This window comes from Bacillus sp. FSL K6-1145, from assembly GCF_038003425.1.
GTDB lineage: Bacteria > Bacillota > Bacilli > Bacillales > Bacillaceae > Bacillus > Bacillus pumilus.
The window spans coordinates 341,801-364,140 of the sequence record NZ_JBBOPC010000001.1; the positions used below are offsets into that span (position 1 = coordinate 341,801).

23 protein-coding genes are annotated in these 22,340 nt (G+C 42.1%); 14 read left to right on the top strand and 9 right to left on the bottom strand.

Annotated elements, in window-relative coordinates:
- The first annotated feature begins 20 nt into the window (after positions 1-20).
- From MHH41_RS01840 to MHH41_RS01855, 4 genes are all read left to right on the top strand, one after another.
- Positions 21-578 carry a shikimate kinase gene (locus MHH41_RS01840; RefSeq protein ID WP_003214270.1) on the top strand — a complete coding sequence of 186 codons (558 nt, stop codon included), beginning with the start codon at positions 21-23 and terminating at the stop codon, positions 576-578.
- Positions 579-940: 362 nt separating this feature from the next.
- Positions 941-1,888 carry a dihydrodipicolinate synthase family protein gene (locus tag MHH41_RS01845; RefSeq protein ID WP_003213849.1) on the top strand — a complete coding sequence of 316 codons (948 nt, stop codon included), beginning with the start codon at positions 941-943 and terminating at the stop codon, positions 1,886-1,888.
- 77 nt (positions 1,889-1,965) lie between these two features.
- On the top strand, positions 1,966-2,973 hold the full coding sequence (locus MHH41_RS01850; protein ID WP_003213988.1) for a LacI family DNA-binding transcriptional regulator: 1,008 nt from the start codon (positions 1,966-1,968) through the stop codon (positions 2,971-2,973).
- Between the two features lie 120 nt (positions 2,974-3,093).
- Entirely contained in the window at positions 3,094-4,467 is a 1,374-nt protein-coding gene (locus tag MHH41_RS01855; RefSeq protein WP_106035951.1) for an MFS transporter, read from the top strand.
- Positions 4,468-4,714: 247 nt separating this feature from the next.
- Here MHH41_RS01855 and MHH41_RS01860 read toward each other — a convergent pair whose 3' ends face one another.
- Entirely contained in the window at positions 4,715-5,488 is a 774-nt protein-coding gene (locus MHH41_RS01860; protein ID WP_268459583.1) for a class I SAM-dependent methyltransferase, read from the bottom strand.
- A gap of 117 nt (positions 5,489-5,605) precedes the next feature.
- Here MHH41_RS01860 and MHH41_RS01865 point away from each other — a divergent pair, with 117 nt between their 5' ends.
- Entirely contained in the window at positions 5,606-6,502 is an 897-nt protein-coding gene (locus MHH41_RS01865; RefSeq protein ID WP_253621874.1) for a LysR family transcriptional regulator, read from the top strand.
- A gap of 45 nt (positions 6,503-6,547) precedes the next feature.
- Here MHH41_RS01865 and MHH41_RS01870 read toward each other — a convergent pair whose 3' ends face one another.
- Positions 6,548-7,333 (bottom strand): carbon-nitrogen family hydrolase, encoded by a 786-nt coding sequence (locus MHH41_RS01870; RefSeq protein WP_340865483.1) that lies wholly within the window; start codon positions 7,331-7,333, stop codon positions 6,548-6,550.
- 235 nt (positions 7,334-7,568) lie between these two features.
- Here MHH41_RS01870 and MHH41_RS01875 point away from each other — a divergent pair, with 235 nt between their 5' ends.
- Complete coding sequence (locus MHH41_RS01875; protein ID WP_050943250.1) at positions 7,569-8,525, top strand: acetylxylan esterase; 957 nt, start codon at positions 7,569-7,571, stop codon at positions 8,523-8,525.
- 34 nt (positions 8,526-8,559) lie between these two features.
- Here MHH41_RS01875 and MHH41_RS01880 read toward each other — a convergent pair whose 3' ends face one another.
- Entirely contained in the window at positions 8,560-8,874 is a 315-nt protein-coding gene (locus MHH41_RS01880; protein WP_012008865.1) for a hypothetical protein, read from the bottom strand.
- A gap of 60 nt (positions 8,875-8,934) precedes the next feature.
- On the opposite strand from MHH41_RS01880, the gene MHH41_RS01885 reads away from it, so the two are divergent.
- The 5 genes from MHH41_RS01885 to MHH41_RS01905 all read left to right on the top strand — a co-directional run bounded on the left by MHH41_RS01885 (position 8,935) and on the right by MHH41_RS01905 (position 15,157).
- The gene (locus MHH41_RS01885; protein ID WP_268459590.1) at positions 8,935-9,738 is read left to right on the top strand and encodes a nucleotidyltransferase domain-containing protein; all 804 of its coding nucleotides are present in this window, start codon (positions 8,935-8,937) and stop codon (positions 9,736-9,738) included.
- Between the two features lie 160 nt (positions 9,739-9,898).
- On the top strand, positions 9,899-10,816 hold the full coding sequence (locus tag MHH41_RS01890; RefSeq protein WP_012008867.1) for a proline dehydrogenase family protein: 918 nt from the start codon (positions 9,899-9,901) through the stop codon (positions 10,814-10,816).
- A gap of 23 nt (positions 10,817-10,839) precedes the next feature.
- Positions 10,840-12,387, top strand: coding sequence for an L-glutamate gamma-semialdehyde dehydrogenase (pruA, locus tag MHH41_RS01895; RefSeq protein WP_050943245.1), 1,548 nt, complete (start codon positions 10,840-10,842; stop codon positions 12,385-12,387).
- A gap of 125 nt (positions 12,388-12,512) precedes the next feature.
- Positions 12,513-13,745 (top strand): PucR family transcriptional regulator, encoded by a 1,233-nt coding sequence (locus tag MHH41_RS01900; RefSeq protein WP_003214110.1) that lies wholly within the window; start codon positions 12,513-12,515, stop codon positions 13,743-13,745.
- 113 nt (positions 13,746-13,858) lie between these two features.
- Positions 13,859-15,157, top strand: a complete 1,299-nt coding sequence (locus tag MHH41_RS01905; protein ID WP_065098769.1) for an arsenic transporter — start codon at positions 13,859-13,861, stop codon at positions 15,155-15,157.
- Between the two features lie 46 nt (positions 15,158-15,203).
- Here MHH41_RS01905 and MHH41_RS01910 read toward each other — a convergent pair whose 3' ends face one another.
- Together MHH41_RS01910 and MHH41_RS01915 are read right to left on the bottom strand one after the other, a co-directional pair.
- Complete coding sequence (locus MHH41_RS01910) at positions 15,204-15,881, bottom strand: amino acid ABC transporter permease (RefSeq protein WP_003214368.1); 678 nt, start codon at positions 15,879-15,881, stop codon at positions 15,204-15,206.
- A 12-nt stretch (positions 15,882-15,893) separates the two neighbouring features.
- Positions 15,894-16,766 carry a transporter substrate-binding domain-containing protein gene (locus MHH41_RS01915; RefSeq protein WP_340865486.1) on the bottom strand — a complete coding sequence of 291 codons (873 nt, stop codon included), beginning with the start codon at positions 16,764-16,766 and terminating at the stop codon, positions 15,894-15,896.
- Positions 16,767-16,945: 179 nt separating this feature from the next.
- On the opposite strand from MHH41_RS01915, the gene MHH41_RS01920 reads away from it, so the two are divergent.
- A complete protein-coding gene (locus MHH41_RS01920; protein WP_050943461.1) occupies positions 16,946-17,275 on the top strand; it encodes a YckD family protein in 330 nt (109 codons plus the stop codon).
- 49 nt (positions 17,276-17,324) lie between these two features.
- Here MHH41_RS01920 and MHH41_RS01925 read toward each other — a convergent pair whose 3' ends face one another.
- On the bottom strand, positions 17,325-18,089 hold the full coding sequence (locus tag MHH41_RS01925) for an MBL fold metallo-hydrolase (protein WP_340865487.1): 765 nt from the start codon (positions 18,087-18,089) through the stop codon (positions 17,325-17,327).
- Positions 18,090-18,204: 115 nt separating this feature from the next.
- Here MHH41_RS01925 and MHH41_RS01930 point away from each other — a divergent pair, with 115 nt between their 5' ends.
- Together MHH41_RS01930 and MHH41_RS01935 are read left to right on the top strand one after the other, a co-directional pair.
- Complete coding sequence (locus MHH41_RS01930) at positions 18,205-18,621, top strand: Lrp/AsnC family transcriptional regulator (protein ID WP_003214483.1); 417 nt, start codon at positions 18,205-18,207, stop codon at positions 18,619-18,621.
- A gap of 29 nt (positions 18,622-18,650) precedes the next feature.
- Entirely contained in the window at positions 18,651-19,457 is an 807-nt protein-coding gene (locus MHH41_RS01935) for an aminoglycoside N(3)-acetyltransferase (RefSeq protein ID WP_137055254.1), read from the top strand.
- A gap of 1 nt (position 19,458) precedes the next feature.
- Here MHH41_RS01935 and MHH41_RS01940 read toward each other — a convergent pair whose 3' ends face one another.
- From MHH41_RS01940 to MHH41_RS01950, 3 genes are all read right to left on the bottom strand, one after another.
- A complete protein-coding gene (locus MHH41_RS01940) occupies positions 19,459-19,845 on the bottom strand; it encodes a competence protein ComJ (RefSeq protein WP_340865491.1) in 387 nt (128 codons plus the stop codon).
- A 120-nt stretch (positions 19,846-19,965) separates the two neighbouring features.
- The gene (locus tag MHH41_RS01945; protein WP_340865492.1) at positions 19,966-21,663 is read right to left on the bottom strand and encodes a methyl-accepting chemotaxis protein; all 1,698 of its coding nucleotides are present in this window, start codon (positions 21,661-21,663) and stop codon (positions 19,966-19,968) included.
- Positions 21,664-21,789: 126 nt separating this feature from the next.
- Positions 21,790-22,218 (bottom strand): NucA/NucB deoxyribonuclease domain-containing protein, encoded by a 429-nt coding sequence (locus MHH41_RS01950; protein WP_003214307.1) that lies wholly within the window; start codon positions 22,216-22,218, stop codon positions 21,790-21,792.
- Positions 22,219-22,340: the final 122 nt, after the last annotated feature.

Sequence of the window (22,340 nt, forward strand, 5' to 3'; positions counted from 1 at the left end):
AAGGAGGACGTGTCACGATCATGAAAATCAATAGAGAAATCCCTGTAAGACAGCGGAATATTGTTCTCATTGGCTTTATGGGTGTTGGGAAAACAACCATTGGTCAGCTAGTTGCCAAAAAGCTATATCGAGATTTTATTGATGTCGATCAGGAGATTGAGAAAAAATACAACATGACGATTCCAGAGATGTTTCAGCAAAAAGGAGAAGCATTCTTCAGACAGGCTGAAAAGGATTATATCGTCGATTTATGCGAACATACACAACTCAAGATCGTCTCACTTGGAGGCGGTGCATTCAAACAGGAAGAAATCAAACGTGCCTGCTTGAAGCATTGTACGGTTCTTTTCCTTGACCTATCTTGGGAGAATTGGAAGCAGCGGCTTGATATTTTAATTGAAAACCGCCCTGTTCTTCACAACCGGACGCTTGATGAAATGAAAGAGCTGTTTGAAGAACGCCGGGAGATTTATTCTCTTCATAACTCCAGGGTGGAAACAGATCATTTAGAGGCTGAGGAAGTCGCCAATTATATTGTGGACACACTCAAGCTTGGCTGGGATTTATATTCGAAATAAAAAAAGTCTACCATTTAGGGTAGACTTTTTTCTATTGATGTCTTTTTCTTCGTAGATAGGATGATGTTTTGACAGTAAAATTTATTTATCCTTTTTTTGGTATGTTGACGTTTGGAAAAAGAGGTATCATACTTCAACCAGTTCATGAAGATGAGGTTTTTTTGGTTGATATGGTAAACAAAATATATCCCTTATTTTCTTTTTTGGAAAAATAAAATAGTATCTAAAATTCAACAATAGTTTTTTGAATTATTATAATTTTTAAAAAATAATGTTGACACCTCCGGCAATATCATTCTATGATAGTTTACGTAAACGCTTACCGTAAACGTTTACTATAACGAATGGGGAGGAATTTGTTTATGAAAAATAAAGAAAAATGGAGCGGTGTATTCCCGGCTGTCTTAATTCCTTTTAAAGATGACTATTCAATTGATGAACCTGCTTTTCGTAAGCTTGTCCGTTGGGTGGCGGATCACAAAGGGATTAACGGGATCGTTGTCAATGGACATACTGGCGAGATTATGACTTTACTGCCACATGAACGAGCTGAAGCAGTGCGCATTGCAGCCGACGAATTAAAAGGGGAAGTACCTGTCATTTCTGGGGTTTCTGCAGAAGGGACAATTGAAGCGATCCAGCATGCAAAAGCCGTTGAAGAAGCTGGTGGTGAAGGTATACTTCTCATGCCGCCACATTCATGGCTAAGATTCGGTATGCAGCCTGAATCACCTGTCCAATTCTTTAAAGATGTTGCAGAAGCGATTGATATTTCAATCATTGTCCATCAATATCCAACATGGACAAAAACCTCATATACAACCAGTCAATTACTAGAAATGTCGGAAATTGAGAATGTTGTTTCGTTTAAAATTGGTCAAAGAGACATGGCACAATACGAGGTCGATGTACGGGCATTGAAAAAACATGCACCAGATGTATCGTTACTCACATGTCATGATGAATATTTATTGCCAACATTGGTTCAAGGCATTGATGGAGCACTTGTAGGTTTCGGCTGTTTCGTGCCAGATTTGATCGCTGAACTTGTGAAATGTGTGGAAGAAAAAGACCTTGTAGCGGCTAATAAAGTTTACGATAGAATCTTTGAATTAAAGCATGCTGTGTATAAAATGGATGAACCTTCATCTACTTCTCATCTGCGCATGAAGGAAGCGATGTATCAGCGAGGTTTGATCAGTAGCTCGCTTGCTAGGAAGCCGGTATTACCTTTAACTGATGAGGAAAAAGAAGAAATTCGCCAGGGCCTTCAAAGTGTTGGTTTGCTTAAGGAAAACGTCGGTAGATAACAGACCATTGATTTCATGATGAAGGTGAGTCAGGTTATAATAGTGTATAAAACAACAGACTCCCGGAGGTATGAAATGTGTCAGTAAGTATTAAAGATGTCGCATTGAAAGCTGGAGTGTCTATCGCCTCTGTTTCCAGAGTATTAAGTGGTAAACCAGGAGTAGGTGCTCAAACGGCTGAAAGAATCAAACAAGTGATTGATGAGTTAGGCTATCGCCCTAATTTAGGAGCTAGAGGGCTCGTTAAAAGAAAGACTGGCAATATAGCTGTCGTGGTTCCGCGTGGTTCATATATTTTGAATAATCCATTTTTTTCGACGATTTTAGATGGTATTGCGAAGGAATTAGATGAAACTGAATTCAATATGTTGATGTCATTTACATCTATACAGCAGCAGCGATTACTTGAAACACAGGCTGTAGATGGTGCCATTTTATTTTCTCCAAGAAATGAAGAATTGAGTATGGATTGGTTAAAAAGTTTAGCTATTCCCATTATTGTTGTTGGAAGTTACTTAGAGGATTCTCCTTTCCCATGTGTCAGGCCAGATGATGAAGAAGGTGTGTGTCAATCCGTAACGGCCTTATTTGAGAAAGGTCATCGAACCATTGGGCTGGTCAATGGTCCAATGAGTTCGATGCATAGTGTGAGGTACTACAAGGGATATGAGCGCACACTTAAAAATTTAGGGTTAACAATGAACAAAGAACTTGTGTTTGAGCTAGATGAATTTGATGGGGGAAAAGTAGTAGAAGTGGTTTCTCAATTTCTCCAAGGAAACCAGCACATGACTGGAGTTGTTTGCTCTTCAGATTTTTTGGCGATGGGGGTCATGAAAGCTGCAGATCACGCAAATGTGTCCATACCTCATGACTTGTCAGTCGTTGGTGCCGATGATGTGCCCATTGCAAGTTTTCTAACCCCTTCTTTATCTTCAGTTCATGTAGATTTAGTTGGAATGGGGAGAAAAGCTGTTTCTTTATTAACACAGGTATTAGAAGGAGAACAGTTAGAGGCGATGGAACATATCTTCCCTATGTACTACATAGATCGGGGCACCACGGGAACGCCAAAAAAGAAATGATAGATGCTGAAAACTCGTATGAACGCTCTAGAATGTCTCTTGATTTAAAATGTAAGCGATTTCTTTAGCGCTCTTCGGCATGTACTTTTGCATCATTTCCTCTAATAAGGAGGAGATATCATGACGTTAGAAGTCAGCGGAAATTCAAATTCTCATGATGGGCAAGTTGTTGATAGAGCTTCACAACTATTGACGAGAATGGAAAGTGTACCTTTTTCTAGATGGCATTTAAAGCCTCGTATCATTATGGGATCTGCCACCTTTTTTGATGCTTTTGATGCTCTGTCTTTAGCGTTTGTTCTCCCAGTTCTCATCGGCATGTGGAGTTTATCACCTGCTCAAATTGGTCTTCTTATTGGGTCTGGTTATATAGGACAAGCGATTGGTGCCATTTTCTTTGGATGGTTAGCAGAAAGGCGTGGCCGTGTTTTTAGTGCAAAGTGGACTATACTCCTCATGTCCGTCATGAGTATTGCATGTGTGTTTTCAGGTAATTTTATGGCACTGTTTATTTTTCGTTTTATACAAGGAATTGGGGTAGGGGGAGAGGTGCCGGTAGCAGCCTCATATATCAATGAGCTATCCCGGGCTCAAGGGAGAGGCAGATTTTTTATGCTTTATGAGATGATTTTTCCTTTAGGGTTAATGATCTCAGCTCAAATCGGCGCATTTGTTGTACCTAGCTTTGGGTGGAAGTGGATGTTTTTAATTGGAGGCATTGGAGGTCTAATCGTCTTTGTATTCTTTTTTATGTTACGTGAATCTCCAAGATGGCTTATTTCGAAAGGCAGATTAGATGAGGCCGAAAGAATTATTGAAGAAATTGAAGCTAGTACTGACAAACGAATGCCTGTAAAACAAGTATATAATAGTACTGAAAAGGGCGATTGGAAAGAGCTTTTTTCAACTTTTTACCGTAAAAGAACATTGATCGTATGGGGACTATGGTTTTCTGCCTACTTTGTATCGAATGGTTTAAATAACTGGTTACCAAGTCTTTATAATACGGTTTACAATTTGCCAGTTGGAGATTCATTAAGGGCAGCCTCTCTGACAAATATTTTACAGACCGTAGGTGTATTCGCTTGTGCATTTTTAATTGATAAAGTAGGACGAAAGCGCTGGGCAACCATTGCATTTATCGTAACAGGTGCTTTATTAACGGCTTTATGGATCAGCGGAGCGAGTTCTCCAGAAAGTGTGATCTATTTAGGGTCCGCTGCTTACGGAATGATGGGGACAATTACAGTTCTTCTCTATTTATATACACCTGAAATTTATCCAACACGTATGAGGGTGATTGGAACGGCATTTGCTACTGCTTGGCTTAGGCTGGCCTCAGCGATTGCTCCTATTATGATAGGCTTTATTTTAGAGGTGAGCGGTGTTTCAACTATTTTTATTCTTTTCGCAAGTGTGACTGTAGTGGGAGCAATTCTTGCTTTTAAAATGATCGAAACGCGTGAGAAAGTATTAGAGGATATTGCACCGTGATTGACGCACGCAGTGAAGAACTTATTCCAAAGAGGGTAGGTTCTTTTTTTATTCAGAGGATCTACGTACAATTTTTAAAATGCCTAACCTATCTCCGTTCTTTTATCTTATAATAGAAACACGATGTAGCACTCCTTGTTGTGAGGAGGGACGTGTCACAAACATGAAAAGCAATACCTGTGAGACAGTGAAGATGTATATTCGAAATAAAAAAGTCTACCGACGAAGGTAGACTTTTTCTATCAGTTTAATTCTTGATTCCTTGAATGAGTGCAGCTTTTAAGCAGAAGGAAATAGGCTGCTGCTGTGCATCGAATTGAAGCTGAAATAGCTGCTTTGTATCAGGGTCTGCGGCTTGAAGATGGGAAACGATCTCCTGTTGGACATTTTCTGGTGTGCGTCCACGTGTGATCCAGTCCTGATAATCAATTTGCAGATCCCAGTAACGAACCTCTTTTTGAGTCAGTTTGTTGGCAGCGAAAAGCTCTTCCCATTCTGATAAAGAGCTTTCTCGCACATGAGAAGGATCTCTAAGTCTGTTTAAGTGATTAATGAATGAATCCTGTGCCGCATTCTCAGGTGCATAATGGTCGACGAGCAGAAATGCGCCGCCTTTTTTTAAGACCCGGCTGATTTCGGACATGGCTGCGGGAAGGTTTGGAAAGTGGTGAGCGGCAAACCGGCACGTCACGATATCAAATGATTCATCAGCGAATGGCAATGCTTCTGCGGCTGCCCGTTCAAAAGTAATATGTTCCAGCTGGCGTTCTTTTGCAAGTGCTGCTGCAACCTCGATCATTTTTTGCGTGACATCAATGCCGATGCCTTTAGAAATTGTGTTTGAAAAGGAAAAAACGGTATGACCTGCCCCGCAGCCGATATCAAGTAAATGCTCATGACCCTTCGCATTTGCTGTCGCTTTCATCCATTCCAGCTCTTCTCCGGCTGAAAATATAGGTGAATCTCGATAGTTCTCGGCATTTTGTGAGAATTGGTTTTCAGCTTTAGCATATGGATTCATTTCTTCTCCCCCTTTTGTTGTCTCTTTATCGTAAAATTCCTTTTGTTATTTGTCTAAGACATAAAAGATATGACATGAATAGTTAAAACCTATGAGGTGATGTAAGTGGATATACGAATGATGGAATATGTCATGGAAGTGTACCGGCAGAAAAGTTTTACAAAAGCAGCGGACCAGCTTCACATTGCACAGCCTTCTTTAAGCCAACAAATAAAGAAACTGGAAGAGGAATTAGACACCCCCCTATTTATTCGAAAGTATGGACAAGTCACACCCACCCCTCAAGGGAGTCGGTTCATTAAAAGGGCTGAGAACATTTTGAAGGAAAGAGATGATTTGCTGCGTGAAATGGGAGAAGCAGCTTATGAGGTGGGGAAAGAGCTGAACATTGGAGCGCCAGCTGTCACAGGGGGATATGTCTTGCCTGGTTTATTAAAAACCTTTTGTCAAACGTATCCCCATGTTCACGTTCAACTAATAGAAGAATCACCTCGTGAGCTAGAAAAACTTCTATTGGCTGGTCAGCTGGATTTGGCTATTTTATCTATGCCGGTTGAGCATGAATCATTGAAAACGAAACACATGCTGACAGAGCCGCTTCTTCTTGCAGTACCGCCATCTGCTCAGCCTTGGTTACAGGCGGAATTGAACGATATCATCAATCAAGCAAATCAGAAAGGGGCTGTTCCGTTTCGCCTTCTGGAAGACGCAGCATTCATTATGCTGAAAGAGGGATACGGCTTTCGGCAAGTGGTCACGGAACTATGTCTTCATCATGGTTTTCAGCCGAAGATTACCTTTGAAACAAGTCATATTCAAACAGCGCAGGCATTGGTCAAAAATGGACTAGGTGTGACAGTTGTGCCGAAAATGGTGGCACAAGAGGACAGGAACGAAGTCACTTATTTGAAAATTGATTCATGCCCAACCCGCACTCTTGTGTTTGCATATGTGGAAGAAAGGTATTTAACGAAAGCAGCTCAAGCCCTAATGGACCTTTATCAAAAAGCTTAAACAAACGTTTAATTAAATGCAAAAAGCAGGGGAGCACCCTGCTTTTTAATAAATATCCAGACGCTGATCTGTCATCACAGGAATCTGCTGTCTCACTTCATCCACTAGCTGAAGGTCAATGTCCGCATAATAAATGTCTTCCTCATGACTTGTTTCAAGCAGAACACGGCCAAGTGGATCAATCACCATGGAGTGTCCAGGGAATTCAGTGTCTCTGCTTGTGCCTGTTCTGTTAACAGCAATCATAAATGACTGATTTTCTATTGCTCTTGCGATGAGCAAGCTGCGCCAATGATCCACTCTTGCTGACGGCCATTGCGCCGTATTGATAAGCACCTTCGCCCCTTTGTTGACAAGTGTTCTGGAAAGCTGCGGAAAGCGAAGGTCGTAGCAGATCATCGCCCCGATCTTCACATCCTCATCATAGTCAAATAAACCAAGCTGATCACCAGCGGTTAAATAGTTGTGCTCATCCATTAAGCGGAACAAATGAATTTTGTCATAATCGATTAAAAGCTCACCTTGGCGGTTAAATCCATACATCGTGTTGGTGATCCTCTCATCTTCTGTACGCTTGTTCAATACACTTCCTGCAATGAGAACGACTTGGTGCTTACGGGCAAAGGAAGAGAAAAGCTGTTTTGTTCGTTCACCGTTTACATCCGCCAGCTGATCGGCTTTTTCAAGAGCGTAACCAGTATTCCACATTTCGGGTAAAATGATCAGATCAGGCTGCTCGCGGATCGCTTCTTCTAAAAATGCTTCTGCTTTTTGAAAGTTCACATCAGGTTCTCCAATTTGTACGTCCATCTGGACAAGGGCGATTTTCATACAGGTTCCTCCTTTATTCGATGATTGCAAATATGAAATCCATGAATGGATCGATCGATTTTTTTGACTGAGAATCTCTAGTTTTCAAGCCAGTTTCTTTATCATAAAGGTTTCAATCTTCTTTGCCAATAGAAATGTCAGAAGGTTTTGTCTTTTGTAATGAAAATGTCTTTCTTCGTCAAGAAAACAGTGATATGATACACACAACTAATAAAACAAAGGGGGATAGTAGGATATGCAATTGTTTGATTTACCGTTAGATGAGCTAAAAAAGTATAAACCGAAGAAAACAGCACGTCCTGATTTCTCAGACTTTTGGAAGGCGTCGCTTGAAGAACTGAACCAAGTGGAGGCAGAGCCAGCACTTGAACCTTATGATTATCCAGTAAAGGGCGTTAAGGTGTACCGCCTGACGTTTCAAAGCTTTGGTCAATCTCAAATTGAAGGCTGGTATGCGGTACCAGATCAAACAGGTCCGCATCCAGCACTCGTTCGTTTTCATGGCTATAATGCAAGCTATGACGGCGACATTCATGACATCGTCAATTGGGCACTGCATGGCTATGCGACATTTGGCATGCTCGTCCGCGGTCAAGGCGGCAGTGAAGATAAGACAGTGACACCAGCAGGGCAGTCTCTGGGATGGATGACAAAAGGTATTTTATCGAAAGAGACCTACTATTATCGGGGTGTTTATTTAGATGCGGTTCGAGCGCTCGACGTGATTCAGTCCTTCCCAGAAGTGGATGAACACCGAATCGGCGTGGTGGGCGGCAGCCAGGGTGGTGCACTAGCGGTTGCAGCTGCAGCACTTTCAGACATTCCGAAGGTCGTCGTGGCAGATTATCCGTACTTATCAAATTTCGAACGTGCGGTAGATGTGGCATTGGAGCAGCCTTATTTAGAAATCAATTCATACTTTCGCAGAAACAGCGATCCAGAAGCGGAAGAAAAGGTATTTGAGACGTTAAGCTATTTTGATTTAATCAATTTAGCCGGATGGGTGAAACAGCCCACGTTGATGGCAATCGGTTTGATCGACCAAATCACCCCCCCATCTACTGTGTTTGCGGTATACAACCATTTAGAAACAGATAAAGATTTAAAGGTGTACCGCTATTTTGGACACGAGTACATCCCGGCTTTTCAAACAGAGAAGCTTGCCTTCTTACAAAAGCATTTAACGAATTAAAAGAAAAGAGGCCACTCTCTAGGAGGCCTCTTTTTTAATAGCTCGTATTCTGTCTCGTTTTTTCATCAGGCACTAACGCGGTGATAATGAGAGCAAGGGCAGTGATGATATGAAGAATGAATCCGAGAATCGGAATCCATGCAAGACAGGATGTGACAATTCCAATGATACTTCCAATCATTGGTCCCTGGTCTCGCTTCGATAAGACGAGTGTGATAATATGCAGAATAAGCATGACCATGAGCGGTGAATAGCCATTACTGATAACGAATAGACCTCCGATCACAGGGATAGCAAGGCAGGCTTCAAAAATCCCAGTGATCCATTTCATAATGCGAGATATAGACATCAGATCCAACTCCTTTTTCATATATGTCTTATTCGTATTTTCCCAAAACGTGAAGAAGTCATGCAGAATTCTATAGAAAGAGTTGATGGACGCTTGAGAGAGAGAATTAAGGAAGAGCTGAAAAACATTGAAAAAACGTATGACGTAAAGATTTGCCTCGCGGTCGAATCAGGCAGCAGGGCATGGGGATTTCCCTCGACCGATAGTGATTATGATGTTCGCTTTTTATATGTTCCCCGGAAAGAATGGTATTGGGCGATGGAAGAGCATCGTGATGTCATTGAACGGCCGATTGATGACATGCTTGATATCAGCGGCTGGGAGCTTAGAAAGGCACTGCGCCTATTCAATAAATCAAATCCGTCCATTATGGAATGGCTGTCTTCTGATATCATCTATGCTGAATCTTTCTCTTTGGCAAAGCAGCTAAGAGAATTAAAAGATCGAGCGTTTTACCCTGCGGCTTTGATGTATCATTACCTCAATATGGCAAAGCGGAATGAGAGTCGGCATTTACGAGGAGAGCAGGTGCGAATCAAGAAGTATTTCTATGTGCTTCGTCCGCTGCTTGCCTGTCAGTGGATTGAGCGTTACCGGACAGTTCCACCAATGGACTTTCATGAATTGCTCAAAGAGCTAGTGGAGGAAGGCCCGCTTTTAGCAGAAATTCACGAACTGCTCAAACGTAAAATGGACGGAGAAGAAATGGATGTAGAGAACCGTCTCGCTCATGTCCATCCATTTATTGATCAAGAGCTGGCGCGTTTTGATGAATTGGTGAAAAGCTACAATCAACCGAAAGACAATCTGATGCAAGAATTAAATGAGCTGCTGCAGTCTACCCTTGATGAGGTATGGGCGTAGGAGGGAAGAGCCAGCCGGATAGCGGCAGGCTCTTTTTTATCTCTTATTGTGATAAAACCACAAAAAAAGTCAGAATTTTTGTCATCTTCAAATATTGTAGCGGACAGCTTATGAGCCTTACAATAAAGACATAGCTTACAAAGAGTGGGAGGTGCCCTTTATGGAGTCGGTCACAAGAAATTTCTTCTTGTTTTTGTCAAAAAGCAGTCTCTTGAACCATATTGCTCGTAATTGGGGAAGTGCTGTTGCATCTAAGAAAATCATCGGTGGGAAAGATTTTGAGAGCGCTATCTCTGTCATTAAACGATTAAATGATCAAGGAATGGCTGTAACAGTCGATCACCTTGGTGAGTTTGTCACAAAGGCAGAGATTGCAAATGAGCGGACGGATGAGTGTATTCAAACCATTCAGCGGATTGCAGAGGCCAAGCTCAATTCCCACGTGTCACTCAAAATGACATCACTCGGACTGGATATTGACGATGACCTTGTGTATCGCAATATGAAACGTATTTTAGATACGGCAGAAAAACACCGTATCATGGTGACAATCGATATGGAGGATGAACAGCGCTGTCAAAAAACGCTGGACATTTTTAAAGAGATGAAATCTCAATATGAGTATGTTAGTACGGTCCTGCAGGCGTATTTGTACAGAACAGAAAAGGATCTTGATGACCTCAATGAGCTGCAACCATTTTTACGACTTGTAAAGGGTGCCTATAAGGAATCCGCCGAAGTGGCGTATCCGAACAAAAAAGACGTTGATCAGAATTACAAGAAACTGATCGAAAAGCAATTACTTACAGGGAACTATACAGCCATTGCGACACATGACGATCAAATGATCGAGTTCACGAAAAATATTGTAAAAAAACACAATATACCGACAAGTCAGTTCGAATTTCAAATGCTGTATGGCATGAGATCAGAAACGCAGCAGGCACTTGTGAAGGAAGGCTATCAAATGAGGGTCTATACCCCGTATGGACGAGAGTGGTATGGCTACTACATGAGACGTCTTGCAGAACGGCCGGCAAACATTGCCTTTGCTTTAAAAGGAATGACGAAAAAATAATTTGAAACGGGAGCGTGACAAAGATGACAACACCTTACAAACATGAACCATTCACGGATTTTAGCCAGGAAGAAAACCGTAAAGCGTTTGAACAAGCATTAGCAAAGGTAACAGAATCACTGGGTCAAACCTATCCGCTCGTGATTAATGGCGAAAGAATCGAAACGAAAGACCAAATTGTCTCGATCAATCCAGCGAAAAAGGATGAAGTTGTTGGAACCGTATCAAAGGCCGGGAAAGAAGAGGCAGAACAAGCGGTTCAGGCTGCGGCGAAAGCATTTGAAACTTGGCGCTATACGTCTCCAGAAGAAAGAGCCAGCGTCATATTCCGTGCTGCGGCAAGCATTCGCCGTAAAAAGCATGAGTATTCAGCCCTTCTTGTCAAAGAAGCAGGTAAGCCTTGGAACGAGGCGGACGCAGATACAGCAGAAGCGATCGACTTCCTTGAATATTATGCTCGTCAAATGCTGGAGCTGGCGAAAGGCAAACCAGTGAACAGCCGCGAAGGGGAACACAATCAATACGTATACACACCAACTGGCGTGACGCTCGTCATTCCGCCGTGGAACTTCTTGTTTGCCATTATGGCAGGAACAACAGTAGCACCAATCGTTACAGGGAACACAGTTGTCTTAAAACCTGCAAGTGCAACTCCTGTCATTGCGGCACGTTTTGTGGAAGAGCTTGAGCAAGCAGGTCTTCCAAAGGGTGTGGTGAACTTTGTACCAGGAAGCGGAGCTGAAGTTGGAGATTACTTAGTCGATCACCCGAAAACAAGCCTGATTACATTCACTGGCTCAAGAGAAGTAGGGACACGTATCTTTGAACGTGCGGCAAAAGTACAGCCAGGTCAGCAGCATTTAAAGCGTGTCATTGCTGAAATGGGTGGTAAGGATACAGTGGTTGTAGATGAGGATGCAGACGTCGAATTAGCGGCTAATGCCATTTTCACATCAGCCTTCGGTTTTTCAGGTCAGAAATGTTCAGCTGGATCTCGGGCAGTCGTCCACGAGAAGCTGTATGACCAAGTGATCAAGCGAGTGAAGGAAATCACAGAAACGAAAACAACAGCGAACCCTCTTTCTGCGGATGTCTACATGGGACCTGTCATTGATCAAGCGTCCTTTGACAAGATCACGGATTATATCGAGGTTGGCAAACAGGAAGGCCGCTTAGTCACTGGCGGAACGAGTGATGATTCAGAAGGATATTTCATTCACCCAACCATTTTTGCAGATCTTGAGCCAACATCTCGCTTGATGCAAGAAGAAATCTTTGGACCTGTCTTGGCCTTCTCGAAAGTATCTAGCTTTGATGAGGCACTTGAAGTAGCCAACAACACAGAATATGGTTTGACAGGTGCTGTCATTACCAATAATCGTGATCACATCAACCGTGCGAAGCAGGAGTTCCACGTAGGAAACCTCTACTTTAACCGTAACTGCACAGGAGCCATCGTGGGATACCACCCATTCGGCGGATTCAAAATGTCAGGAACCGATTCAAAAGCAGGCGGTCCAGATTACCTAGCTCTACACATGCAGGCAAAAACGATTAGTGAAATGTTTTAAGTTGGAAAAGCATGAACCTGTGCACACGGGTTCATGCTTTTTTTGCTTGTCTACGACTTGTTTCTATGCAAATCTGTCCGGAAAGAAGTATGATAAATGTATTACTTAATCAGGGAGCAATCGGGATGGAAGAGATATTAGAAAAGCTTCATACATTTTTTGATGTCGATAAGTTAATTGCATTTATTAGCGGGTATTTAAAAAAACCAGTCATTTTAGAAAGTACAGAGTGTCAGCTCCTTGCTTATAATTCTTACAGCATTCAGCAGTTTGACCCAGTCAATCAGCAAACGATTTTCTCAAAGGAATGTCCGGGGTCTGTAGTCGATTGGTTAAAGAAAACAGGGGTCATCGAGCGGCTTCACAAGGAGTCAAAGCCTTTTTATGTGAGCGGTCATGACGAGCTCGGGTTTAATCGGCGGGTGGCTGTGAGCGCCAAGCATAAACAAGAGGTTGTAGGCTTTATTTGGGTGCAGGACATTGAGGATTCCCTCACGCAGGAGGAGCTGCAATTTTTGCATGAAGCTTCCTTTCAAGTGGGAAAAGTGATTTATAAGAATAAGAAACAGCTGGAGAAAAAGGAAGGCAAGATTGAAGAATTTTTCAAAAAGGTCATGGATGATCATTTTTATACAGAAGAAGAACTGAAGTGGGAGGCTGAGAATTTAAGCATCCCGCTGCCAGCGGTATTTACTGTCATGGTCGTACACGCTGCCGATAACAAAAGTGAGACGGCAGAAGATGTAAAGGACGTCATTCGGACGTATTTGCAGCTAGAAGACAAGGTGAATCACGTATACTCCGTTCAAGCCGACATTGTCGTGATATTGGGCAGCTTGTCAGACCGGCACTCACCGAAAGCGACTGCGGCTGACGTCATCGCTCACCTGCAATCGAAAGCGCATGCCCATCCTTCTCCATTGTATATTGGAATGGGAAGAGAATATCGAGATGTCATGAAAATGAGCACAAGTCGATTTGAAGCGATAGAGGTCGTGAAGGCTGTGAAAATTGTGGGGGGACAAGAGCTGATTCCATATGATTACGAGAATCTGGGGGTTTTCCGGTTCTTAGACTCAATTTACAGTCATCAAAAAAAGAAAAATGACTTCAATCCAGATTTATTACGTTTGAAAGAAAAAGACCGTGACAGCCAAACCTCATTTTTAAAAACGCTTGAAGTCTACTTATTGAATAACTGTAAGCTAAAGCCAGCCGCAGAGCAGTTGTTTATTCATCAAAATACATTAAATTATCGAATGAAACAAATCTTTGATATGACCTCAATCGATTTAAGTCACTTCAGCCAGCGATGTGAGTTATTTATTGAATTAATGCTGATGAAAAAAGATCAATAGTCATCGAATCCGCAGGTGCCCGGGATCACCTGCGGGTTTTCATGTGAAAATGGCATACAACGGCCGTGTTTCGTTGTATGATAGATAAGGATTTTATGAAAGGGGGGCCACCTTTGGGAGCAGTCACCTTGGCCATTTTGATTTTCATCCTGACCCTCGTCCTTGTCATTTGGCAGCCAGGACGTTTAACCATTGGATGGTCAGCATGTGGAGGCGCCATTCTTGCACTTGCCTTTGGTGTCGTTCATCTGGGCGATGTGTGGGAAGTGACGCAGATAGTATGGAACGCAACATTTGCGTTTATTGGCATCATTATTATTTCGTTAATTTTAGATGAAATTGGGTTTTTCGAATGGGCTGCACTGCATATGGCAAAAGCCGCAAAAGGGAACGGTGTCCGCATGTTTATTTATTTAACATTGCTCGGCGCTGTCGTGGCTGCTTTTTTTGCGAATGATGGAGCGGCACTGATTTTGACCCCGATCGTCTTGTCTGTAGTGAGAGCGTTAAAGCTGGATGAGCGGATGATCCTGCCTTTTGTGATGGCGAGCGGCTTTATTGCAGATACAACCTCCTTGCCATTTGTTATTAGTAACTTGGTCAATATCGTATCAGCCGACTATTTTCATATTGGGTTTCTAGAATATACAGCAAACATGTTCGTGCCAAACCTTGTGTCGCTTGGAGCGAGCATGCTAGTGCTTTATGTGTTTTACCGAAAGCTTATCCCAAAAACATACGATGTATCACAGGCGAAGGAACCGGCATCAGCGATCCGGGATATCCGCATGTTCCGCTTGTCTTGGTATGTACTTGGCTGTCTGCTTGTCGGTTATTTTGCAGGGGAACTCATTGGGGTTCCGGTCTCCATCATTGTGGGCGGTATTGCCCTTGTCTTCTTGTGGCTGGCGAGAAGAAGTCCGCAAGTGGCGACAAAACGTGTCGTAAAAGAAGCACCGTGGTCCATTGTCTTTTTCTCAATCGGCATGTATGTCGTCGTATATGGACTGAAGAATGTCGGTCTCACAGAAATATTGGCAGCATGGATCGAACAAGGAGCATCGCATGGCTTGCTTGCGGGAACGATGTTTATGGGCGTGCTTGCCGCAGTGCTGTCCTCTGTCATGAACAATCTGCCTACCGTATTGATTGATGCGATAGCAATCGGTCATACAGATACAGCAGGCGTCATGAGAGACGGACTGATTTATGCCAATGTCATCGGCTCCAACCTTGGTCCGAAAATGACCCCTATCGGCTCATTGGCGACATTGCTGTGGCTTCATGTTCTTAAGAAAAAAGGCGTCCATATCTCTTGGGGTGCATACATGAAAGCCGGAATCATCCTGACCATCCCAACCTTGATCCTTACTTTACTGGGGTTATATGCTTGGTTATGGCTAATACATTAAAGCTGAATCTAAAAAAGAGCAGGTCGATTGGATCTGCTCTTTTTTGTTACAGATATTTTGCATAGTGTTTTTCTAAAAAGTCCTGAAGCAATGAGACTACGCTGCAAATGCCCCAGTAAATGAGGGCGACCAAAATATACATGGTCATATAATCGAATTCGCGCCCACCTACGATCTTTGCTTGCTGGAAAAGCTCGGGTACAGTAATCATTGCAGCCAGTGAGGAGGCTTTGATTAAATCGAGCATGACATTGGTCAATGGTGGCAGTGCGATGCGGACGGATTGAGGCAAAATGACACCGCGCATCGTTTGCCAATAGCTGAGCCCTAGTGATTTGGCAGCTTCCACCTGTCCACTTGGAACAGATGAGAGGGCCGCCCGATTGATTTCTGCAATATAGGCAGCGCTATTGAAGCTGAATCCAATAATGGCAGCAGTGACCGCTGTAAACTCAATGCCGATATAAGGAAATCCAAAATAAAGAATAAACAAAATCACCAGGATGGGCACGCCACGCATGAATGAGATATACAGCCGTGCAGGCAGCCAAAGCATCCACGTGTTCGCCATTCTGGCAAGCGCAATAAAAAAGCCAAGAATGGTGCCAAAAAACATGCTCACAAAGGAAATGAGCAGCGTCAGCCAGATGCCTTTCATGACAAATGGAAATGACGCCTTTGCCAGTGCAGGATTAAATATATATTCTAAATGAATATCTCCCACGCTTGCGGCTCCTTATTTAGAAATGTCGACATCTTCGACATCAGCATTTATTTTCTTTGAGACGTCTGCATGATTAAAGAATTTTTCGGAAATCTTTTTCATGGTTCCGTCTTTTTTCATTTCTTTTAAGACACGATTTAATTCTTTTTGAAGCTCTGTGTTGTCTTTCTTCATCACAAAACCTTGTTCGTTTGGCATGTATTTTAAGTCAGGGTGAATCGTAATATTTAATTTCGGGAATGCAGCTAGAGCTAGTGTCTGCAAGTAATAATCATTTAGAATGACATCTGTACGACCGTTAGCGACATCCTTTAAGTATTGCTCGTTTGTCGCATTATCATAAATGACTTCCTTCGCACCGTACTTGCGAGCGACCTCCATGTAAATCGTTGTGGCAGCACCAGCTGCTTTCTTTCCTTTTAAATCTTTTAACGTTTTAATGCCAGACAAATCATCTTTTCTTACGATCGCCGTGCCATAAGAATATTTATAAGGAGTTGAAAAGGCGAACTTATCTTTTCTGTCATCTGTGATGTCAATGTCATTTGCAGCGGCATCCACTTGACCAGAATTAATGGCGCTCAGCATGCCATCATAGCCCATTTCTTTAAATTCTACTTTCACATCAAGGCGTTTAAATGCTTCTTTGACCACTTCCACTTCATAACCAGTCAATTGATCCTTGCCATTAGCGGTATCATGATATGACGTTGGATAAAGGGTGCCTGAAGTAGCAACCACGATTTTCCCTTTCTTTTGAATCTCATCCCACTTTGAATCTCCAGACTGAGAAGAGCCTGATTGACTGCAAGCAGACAAGACAAGTATGAAAGCAGACACAACAAGCATTACCCAGATCGATTTTCTATGATAAAAACGACTCATTTAAGAATCCTCCTCTATTTTTTATACAAAACAAAACATAGCACGCTTTTTCTGTTAGGACAACGTTTTCAGAAGAAAAGCGAAAAAGTAAGAATATTATGTGCAATTTGTGTGATGGAATATGTATAAAAAAGGAAAGTGTGCACAAAATAAATGCGAATAAAGGAGGGAATAAAATGATGAAAAGAATAAGTGGATTGATCATATTATCGATGATGCTGTTGTCTGGTTTTTATATGGAAACAGCTCATGGAGAAACACCCCAAATGGAAAAGCGTCCAGTAACGCATCAAGTAAAACTAACGACAGAACAACAAAAACAAATTGAAACGCTTGAGCAGCAAATTCTTTCTAAACGAAAAGAAGTGATTGAGAAGTACGTTCAATATGGTGTGTTAACAAAGGAACAAGGTACACATATTACGAAACGGATGGATGAGCATTACAATCATTTGAAAAACAACGGATTTGTGCCATTGCTGAAAAAACCACAGCACCATCGACCATAAGGATGAAACCGGCAGCGAGGTGCCGGTTTTTTATTGTTTATCAATCTATTCAAAAGGAGAGACTTTCACCATCGTTAGGGACAAAAATGGCTTGTGCTGCTTGATGCTCCTGAATGTAAGCTTGTAAAGAGGCTCTTGTTAGTAAGCAATGATTCACTGCCTCAAGGTGAGTAGCGACAATTTGTGCAGTTGGGTGAGAACGGTGAACGTCTAAAATGTCTTCCTTCGTCATCGTAATCGGATCGCCTTCTAAAAATTGAGCAGCTCCGCTATTGACCACAATGACATCTGGCTTGCAAGTATTGATAACCTCCTTCGGCTCATCACACCAAATGGTATCACCTGCAATGTAAAGGGTAGGTTCATCAGGGTGAGAGAAAACAAAACCGCTGACCTGTCCCATCCGCTTTGCAATTTCTCCTGTCCCATGCTGTCCACCTGTCCGCTGAATATGAACACCATAAATGTCTATTTCATCTTCAATGCATGTGACATGCTGGAAACCAGCCTCTTCAACTTCTTTTTTGTCATTATCCGATTGCGTATAAATGGGTTGGTCTTGGTCTAATTTTTGTTTCGCCTCGTCATCAAAGTGATCCATGTGCAAATGAGTGAGTAAGACAGCATCTGGGTGTAGCATGTTGTCTATGTCAATGTTTACAGGCAAATCAACAATCGGATTGTTCAAATGTTGATTGGCTGTATGAGGAAACGGTGGATATGTTCCTTTTGCTGCTAAAAAGGGATCAATGAAGAAAGTTGCCTGACCATATTCAAGGTAGAAAGTAGCATTCCGAATGAGTGTGATTTTCATGAAAAGGCCTCCTTTTTTTCTGCTTAAGTTTACAGTATATTAAAAGAGTTCCATGTGACAGAGGGTAATGAAAGTCTTTCATCAGAAGGACTTGATTTTTGAAAGAGGTGAGCCAATGTTAGACCAAACCGATTTGGATATATTAAAAGAGCTCTCAAAAAACAGCCGATTAACTATGAAAGCGCTAGGTGAAAAAGTTCATTTAACGGGTCAAGCTGTTGCAAATCGTGTGTTAAAGCTTGAAGAAGAGGGTGTGATTGAAGCATATACCATTTCGATTGACTGGCGGACGCAAAAGACCATTCAAACATTTATGCAGCTCTATACCCGCAGTCATCATCACGAACCACTTCTGTCCTTTCTCGACCGACAGGAAGAGATCAAGAATTTATTTAAAATAAGTGGTGAGGGCTGTTATATGGCTGAAGGTCATTTCTCCAGTCATGATGAACTGGATCTGTTTTTAACGGAGCTGACAAATTACGCAAATTATAAACTGTCTATTGCGGTTAAGCGTCTCATTCAGCAGTAAGAAAAGAGACGCAGGAGGATAAGGAAACGATGAAAAAATTAATCGAAAATCAAGCTGAACCGGTGACAAAGGAAAAAATCAAAGCCGACTTGGTTCAACTTGGTGTGAAAAAAGGCATGATTTTATGTGTTCACTCATCTTTATCATCTATTGGATGGGTAAACGGAGGCGCTGTTGCCCTCATACAAGCATTGATGGAAACCTTAACAGAAGAGGGGACACTAATCATGCCGGCACAAACGTTAGAGCTTTCTGAGCCCGCTGATTGGATCGATCCGCCTGTTCCTTTTTCATGGTGGAAATCGATCAAAGACACGATGCCTGCATTTGATCCAGCTTACTCGATGCCAACAGCAATGGGAAAGGTAGCAGAAACGTTTTGGAAATACCCGGGCGTGGCGAGAAGCAATCATCCTCATTTTTCATTCACGGCCTGGGGGAAAAAGAAACATGAGCTTCTGAAACACCACGCACTTTCTTTTGGATTAGGAGAACATTCGCCTCTAGCCCGCATGTATGATGTTCAGGCTCAGGTGCTGCTGATTGGTACATCTTTTGAAAGTCTGACAGCTTTCCATCTGGCTGAATATCGCATCCCTCAGCAAGACCTCATGACAAGAGGAGCTCCCATCTTAGAAAATGGATGGAGGGTATGGAAAGAATACCAAGATATTATCACAAGAGAAGAATTATTTGAGCAGATCGGCCGTGACTTTCTTCTATCAGGAGGCACTCATCATCACGGTCAAATCGGGCTTGCCAGTTCATATTTATTACCGGTGAGAGAATCAGTAGACTTTGCGGAAAAGTGGCTTGATTTGTACGATCAGTCGTGACCTACACCGTTTGGAAATTCATATGATAAAGGTCTTGATCAGCCTGCTGAGAAGTATAGCAGGTGAGCTGATAGTCTCCCTTTGGAATAGGGAAAGACAGCACCTGAGCCATGACGCTTGTGATATAAACTTGATCGCTTGCATGCGTAAAAGACACTGTGACCGTTCTATCAGCCGAAGCTGGGGGCATATTGCTATTTAAAGTTACGGTAACAGATGCTTTTCCGTTGTTGACCCCTTCAAAGGATACACCGTGATCTCCTATGGCGAAACCTTGAAGAATGTCATCATCTGACCAGTCAATCACAGGTGGTGTTTTGCTTCCGGTGTATACGGTGATTTGGTGATAGGAGATAGATAGGGAATAGGCTTGGTTTAAGTTATTCATTTAAAAAACTCCTTTATACATAGATTTTCGTTGGAATGTGAATGGTTGAAAGAGTGATTCTTGAAGAGAATGTTAGGCAGCAAGACGATTGTCGCCGTCTTGCGCTTCTATATGAGGAATCTAGATGTGAAATTGTGAAACCATTGCTTTTAAATCTCCTGCTAAATGGGCAAGAGCTTCTGATGAAGCAGTTACTTCTTCCATTGCGGCAAATTGTTCTTCTGTTAAACCGGCTACTTGCTGTGAATGTTCACTTGTTAGTTTAACCCCTTCTGTAATAGTGGCAAAGGATCGTTTCGCATCGTTTGTATAAGCTGCGATTTTTTGTGATGCACTAGATAAATGCTTGATACCATCTGCCATTTCTCTCATTGACTGCTGAATATCAATAAATGATTCTTCTGTATGATAAATAAGTACAGTCCCTTGAGCCGCTTCCTCTTTTACTCGTTTAATCGCATTAGTTGAATGAGTCATCTCTTTTTGGATTTCAGAAATGAGATGGGAAATCATATTTGATGATGATTGAGATTCTTCAGCGAGCTTTCTTACTTCGTCTGCGACAACTGCAAATCCTTTCCCATGCTCGCCTGCTCGTGCTGCTTCAATTGCTGCGTTAAGAGCAAGCAGGTTGGTCTGGTTAGCGATGTCTGTAATAACATGGGAAATATGATCAATTTCAGCCGAACGTGTTTCTAATGCTTGAATGGCTGTCCCATTTTCCTCTATTGATTTTGCAATAGATGTCATTTGTGAGTTTACTTCCCCAATATTCTGTACACCTTTTAGGGCGATTTCTTGTGCAAATTGACTTCTTGAAGCCATTTGCCCCGCATTTTCCGTGATGTTTGCCAACTCGTTAGATACTTGAATCATCGTGTGCTCACTTGTTGTCATTTGAGCTGACTGTTCTTCTGATGATTGAGCGACTTCCTGAATACTATGGGTGATTTTTTCGGATGCTGCACTTGTTTCTTCTGCACTAGCTGACAGCTGTTCAGATGAAGTTGCCACTAATTCAGACGTGTTCATCACATTAAGAATGGTGTGATTTAGTTTTTCCCGCATTTTATTGAAATGATCAGCCAGATCAGACAGTTCGTCGCCTGCTGTATCTGTCACATTGATGGTTAAATTTCCTTCACCTGCACTTTTAATGGCAGAAGCCATACGCTTGAGACGGGTTTGAATCCGCTTTGTGAAAATAGAAATAATGATCACAGCAACGATTAGGCTTAACAACAGAACTATGAAAAATTGAATGTAGAATGACTGAAGCATTTGTGAAATCATGCTTTGGTTGGCGCCAGTATAAAAAATACCGATCGTTTCGCCTGCATCATTTTTGATCGGCATATAAGCCGTTTGGTAGTCTTTCCCTGCAACATTTGCTGTGCCGTAATAGTTTTCACCTTTATCTAATACAGTGGCCTTCACTTCTGGTGAAACTTGTGTACCGACAGCTCGTTTTCCGTTTAACATGACATTTGTTGCGACACGGGTATTTCCTTGGAAAATTGTGACGGTATCATCAGTGTATTCTGCTAAATGGTCGACCAATGTATCATGATCATTGATTTGGGTATTCCCTTTGTAAAGCTTTCCATCTTTTATCTGCCACGAGCCTGCTACTTTTTCATCTAGGTAGGCATAGCCTAGCTTTAAATCACCTTTTGCTTTTTCAGTGGCCATGTGCTTGATGTTTTCTGTCATTTCGCGATTCACCACATAACCAACAATTGCTGAAAAGATGATGATGACACTTAAAAAGATCAGCAAAATTTTGGCACCAAGCCTCAGTTTTCCCTTTTTCTTCATGCTTTTTTACTCCTTTAGGTATAAGGTAGGATAAACCTCCTTAAGGATTATCGGCATGAAAAAAATGTTTGAAATACCTGAATGCAGTTACGAGGAAATTTTTTTAGATAGAAAAGGGAAATGGCGTTAATCGATGATAAATTGTATTCTTGTGCCGTCAGGATCATCCGATAATTGATGACCGACCCATGAGCCGGCTCCTCTATTATCTGAAGGACTAATATATTTGACTGAAGCTCCTGTTCCTCCTTCCTTACACATCGCCATCGGCCATTCGTCCCGATCATACCCGCGCTTTGTTGGGATGCCATGAAGTGATTGTTCTCTTTGTTCATCGCTATGTTTACGGTCAATCGTGCATACGGATGAATGCCCTTCATCAATTGCCTCTTCTATGTGCTTCGCGGTTTCAGGGTAACGTTCTGATGGGAAGTGAATGGTCTTGTCATAAGATGAATTCGTCGTCTCTTGTTTACTTTGCTCCAGCTGAATATAGCCTGTTGCTACACCAACGACGATCAGTAAAAGCAAGAGAATGATTTTAAGAAGTTTCATAGATGATAGCTCTCTTTCTTGTTTGCGTATTTTGTAAACAGAAGTATAGCAGAATTACTTACCAATTTCTCCTGGTTTTGAAAAAACGCCTTTTAAAGTTCGAAAAACGGTTTTTATCCGTT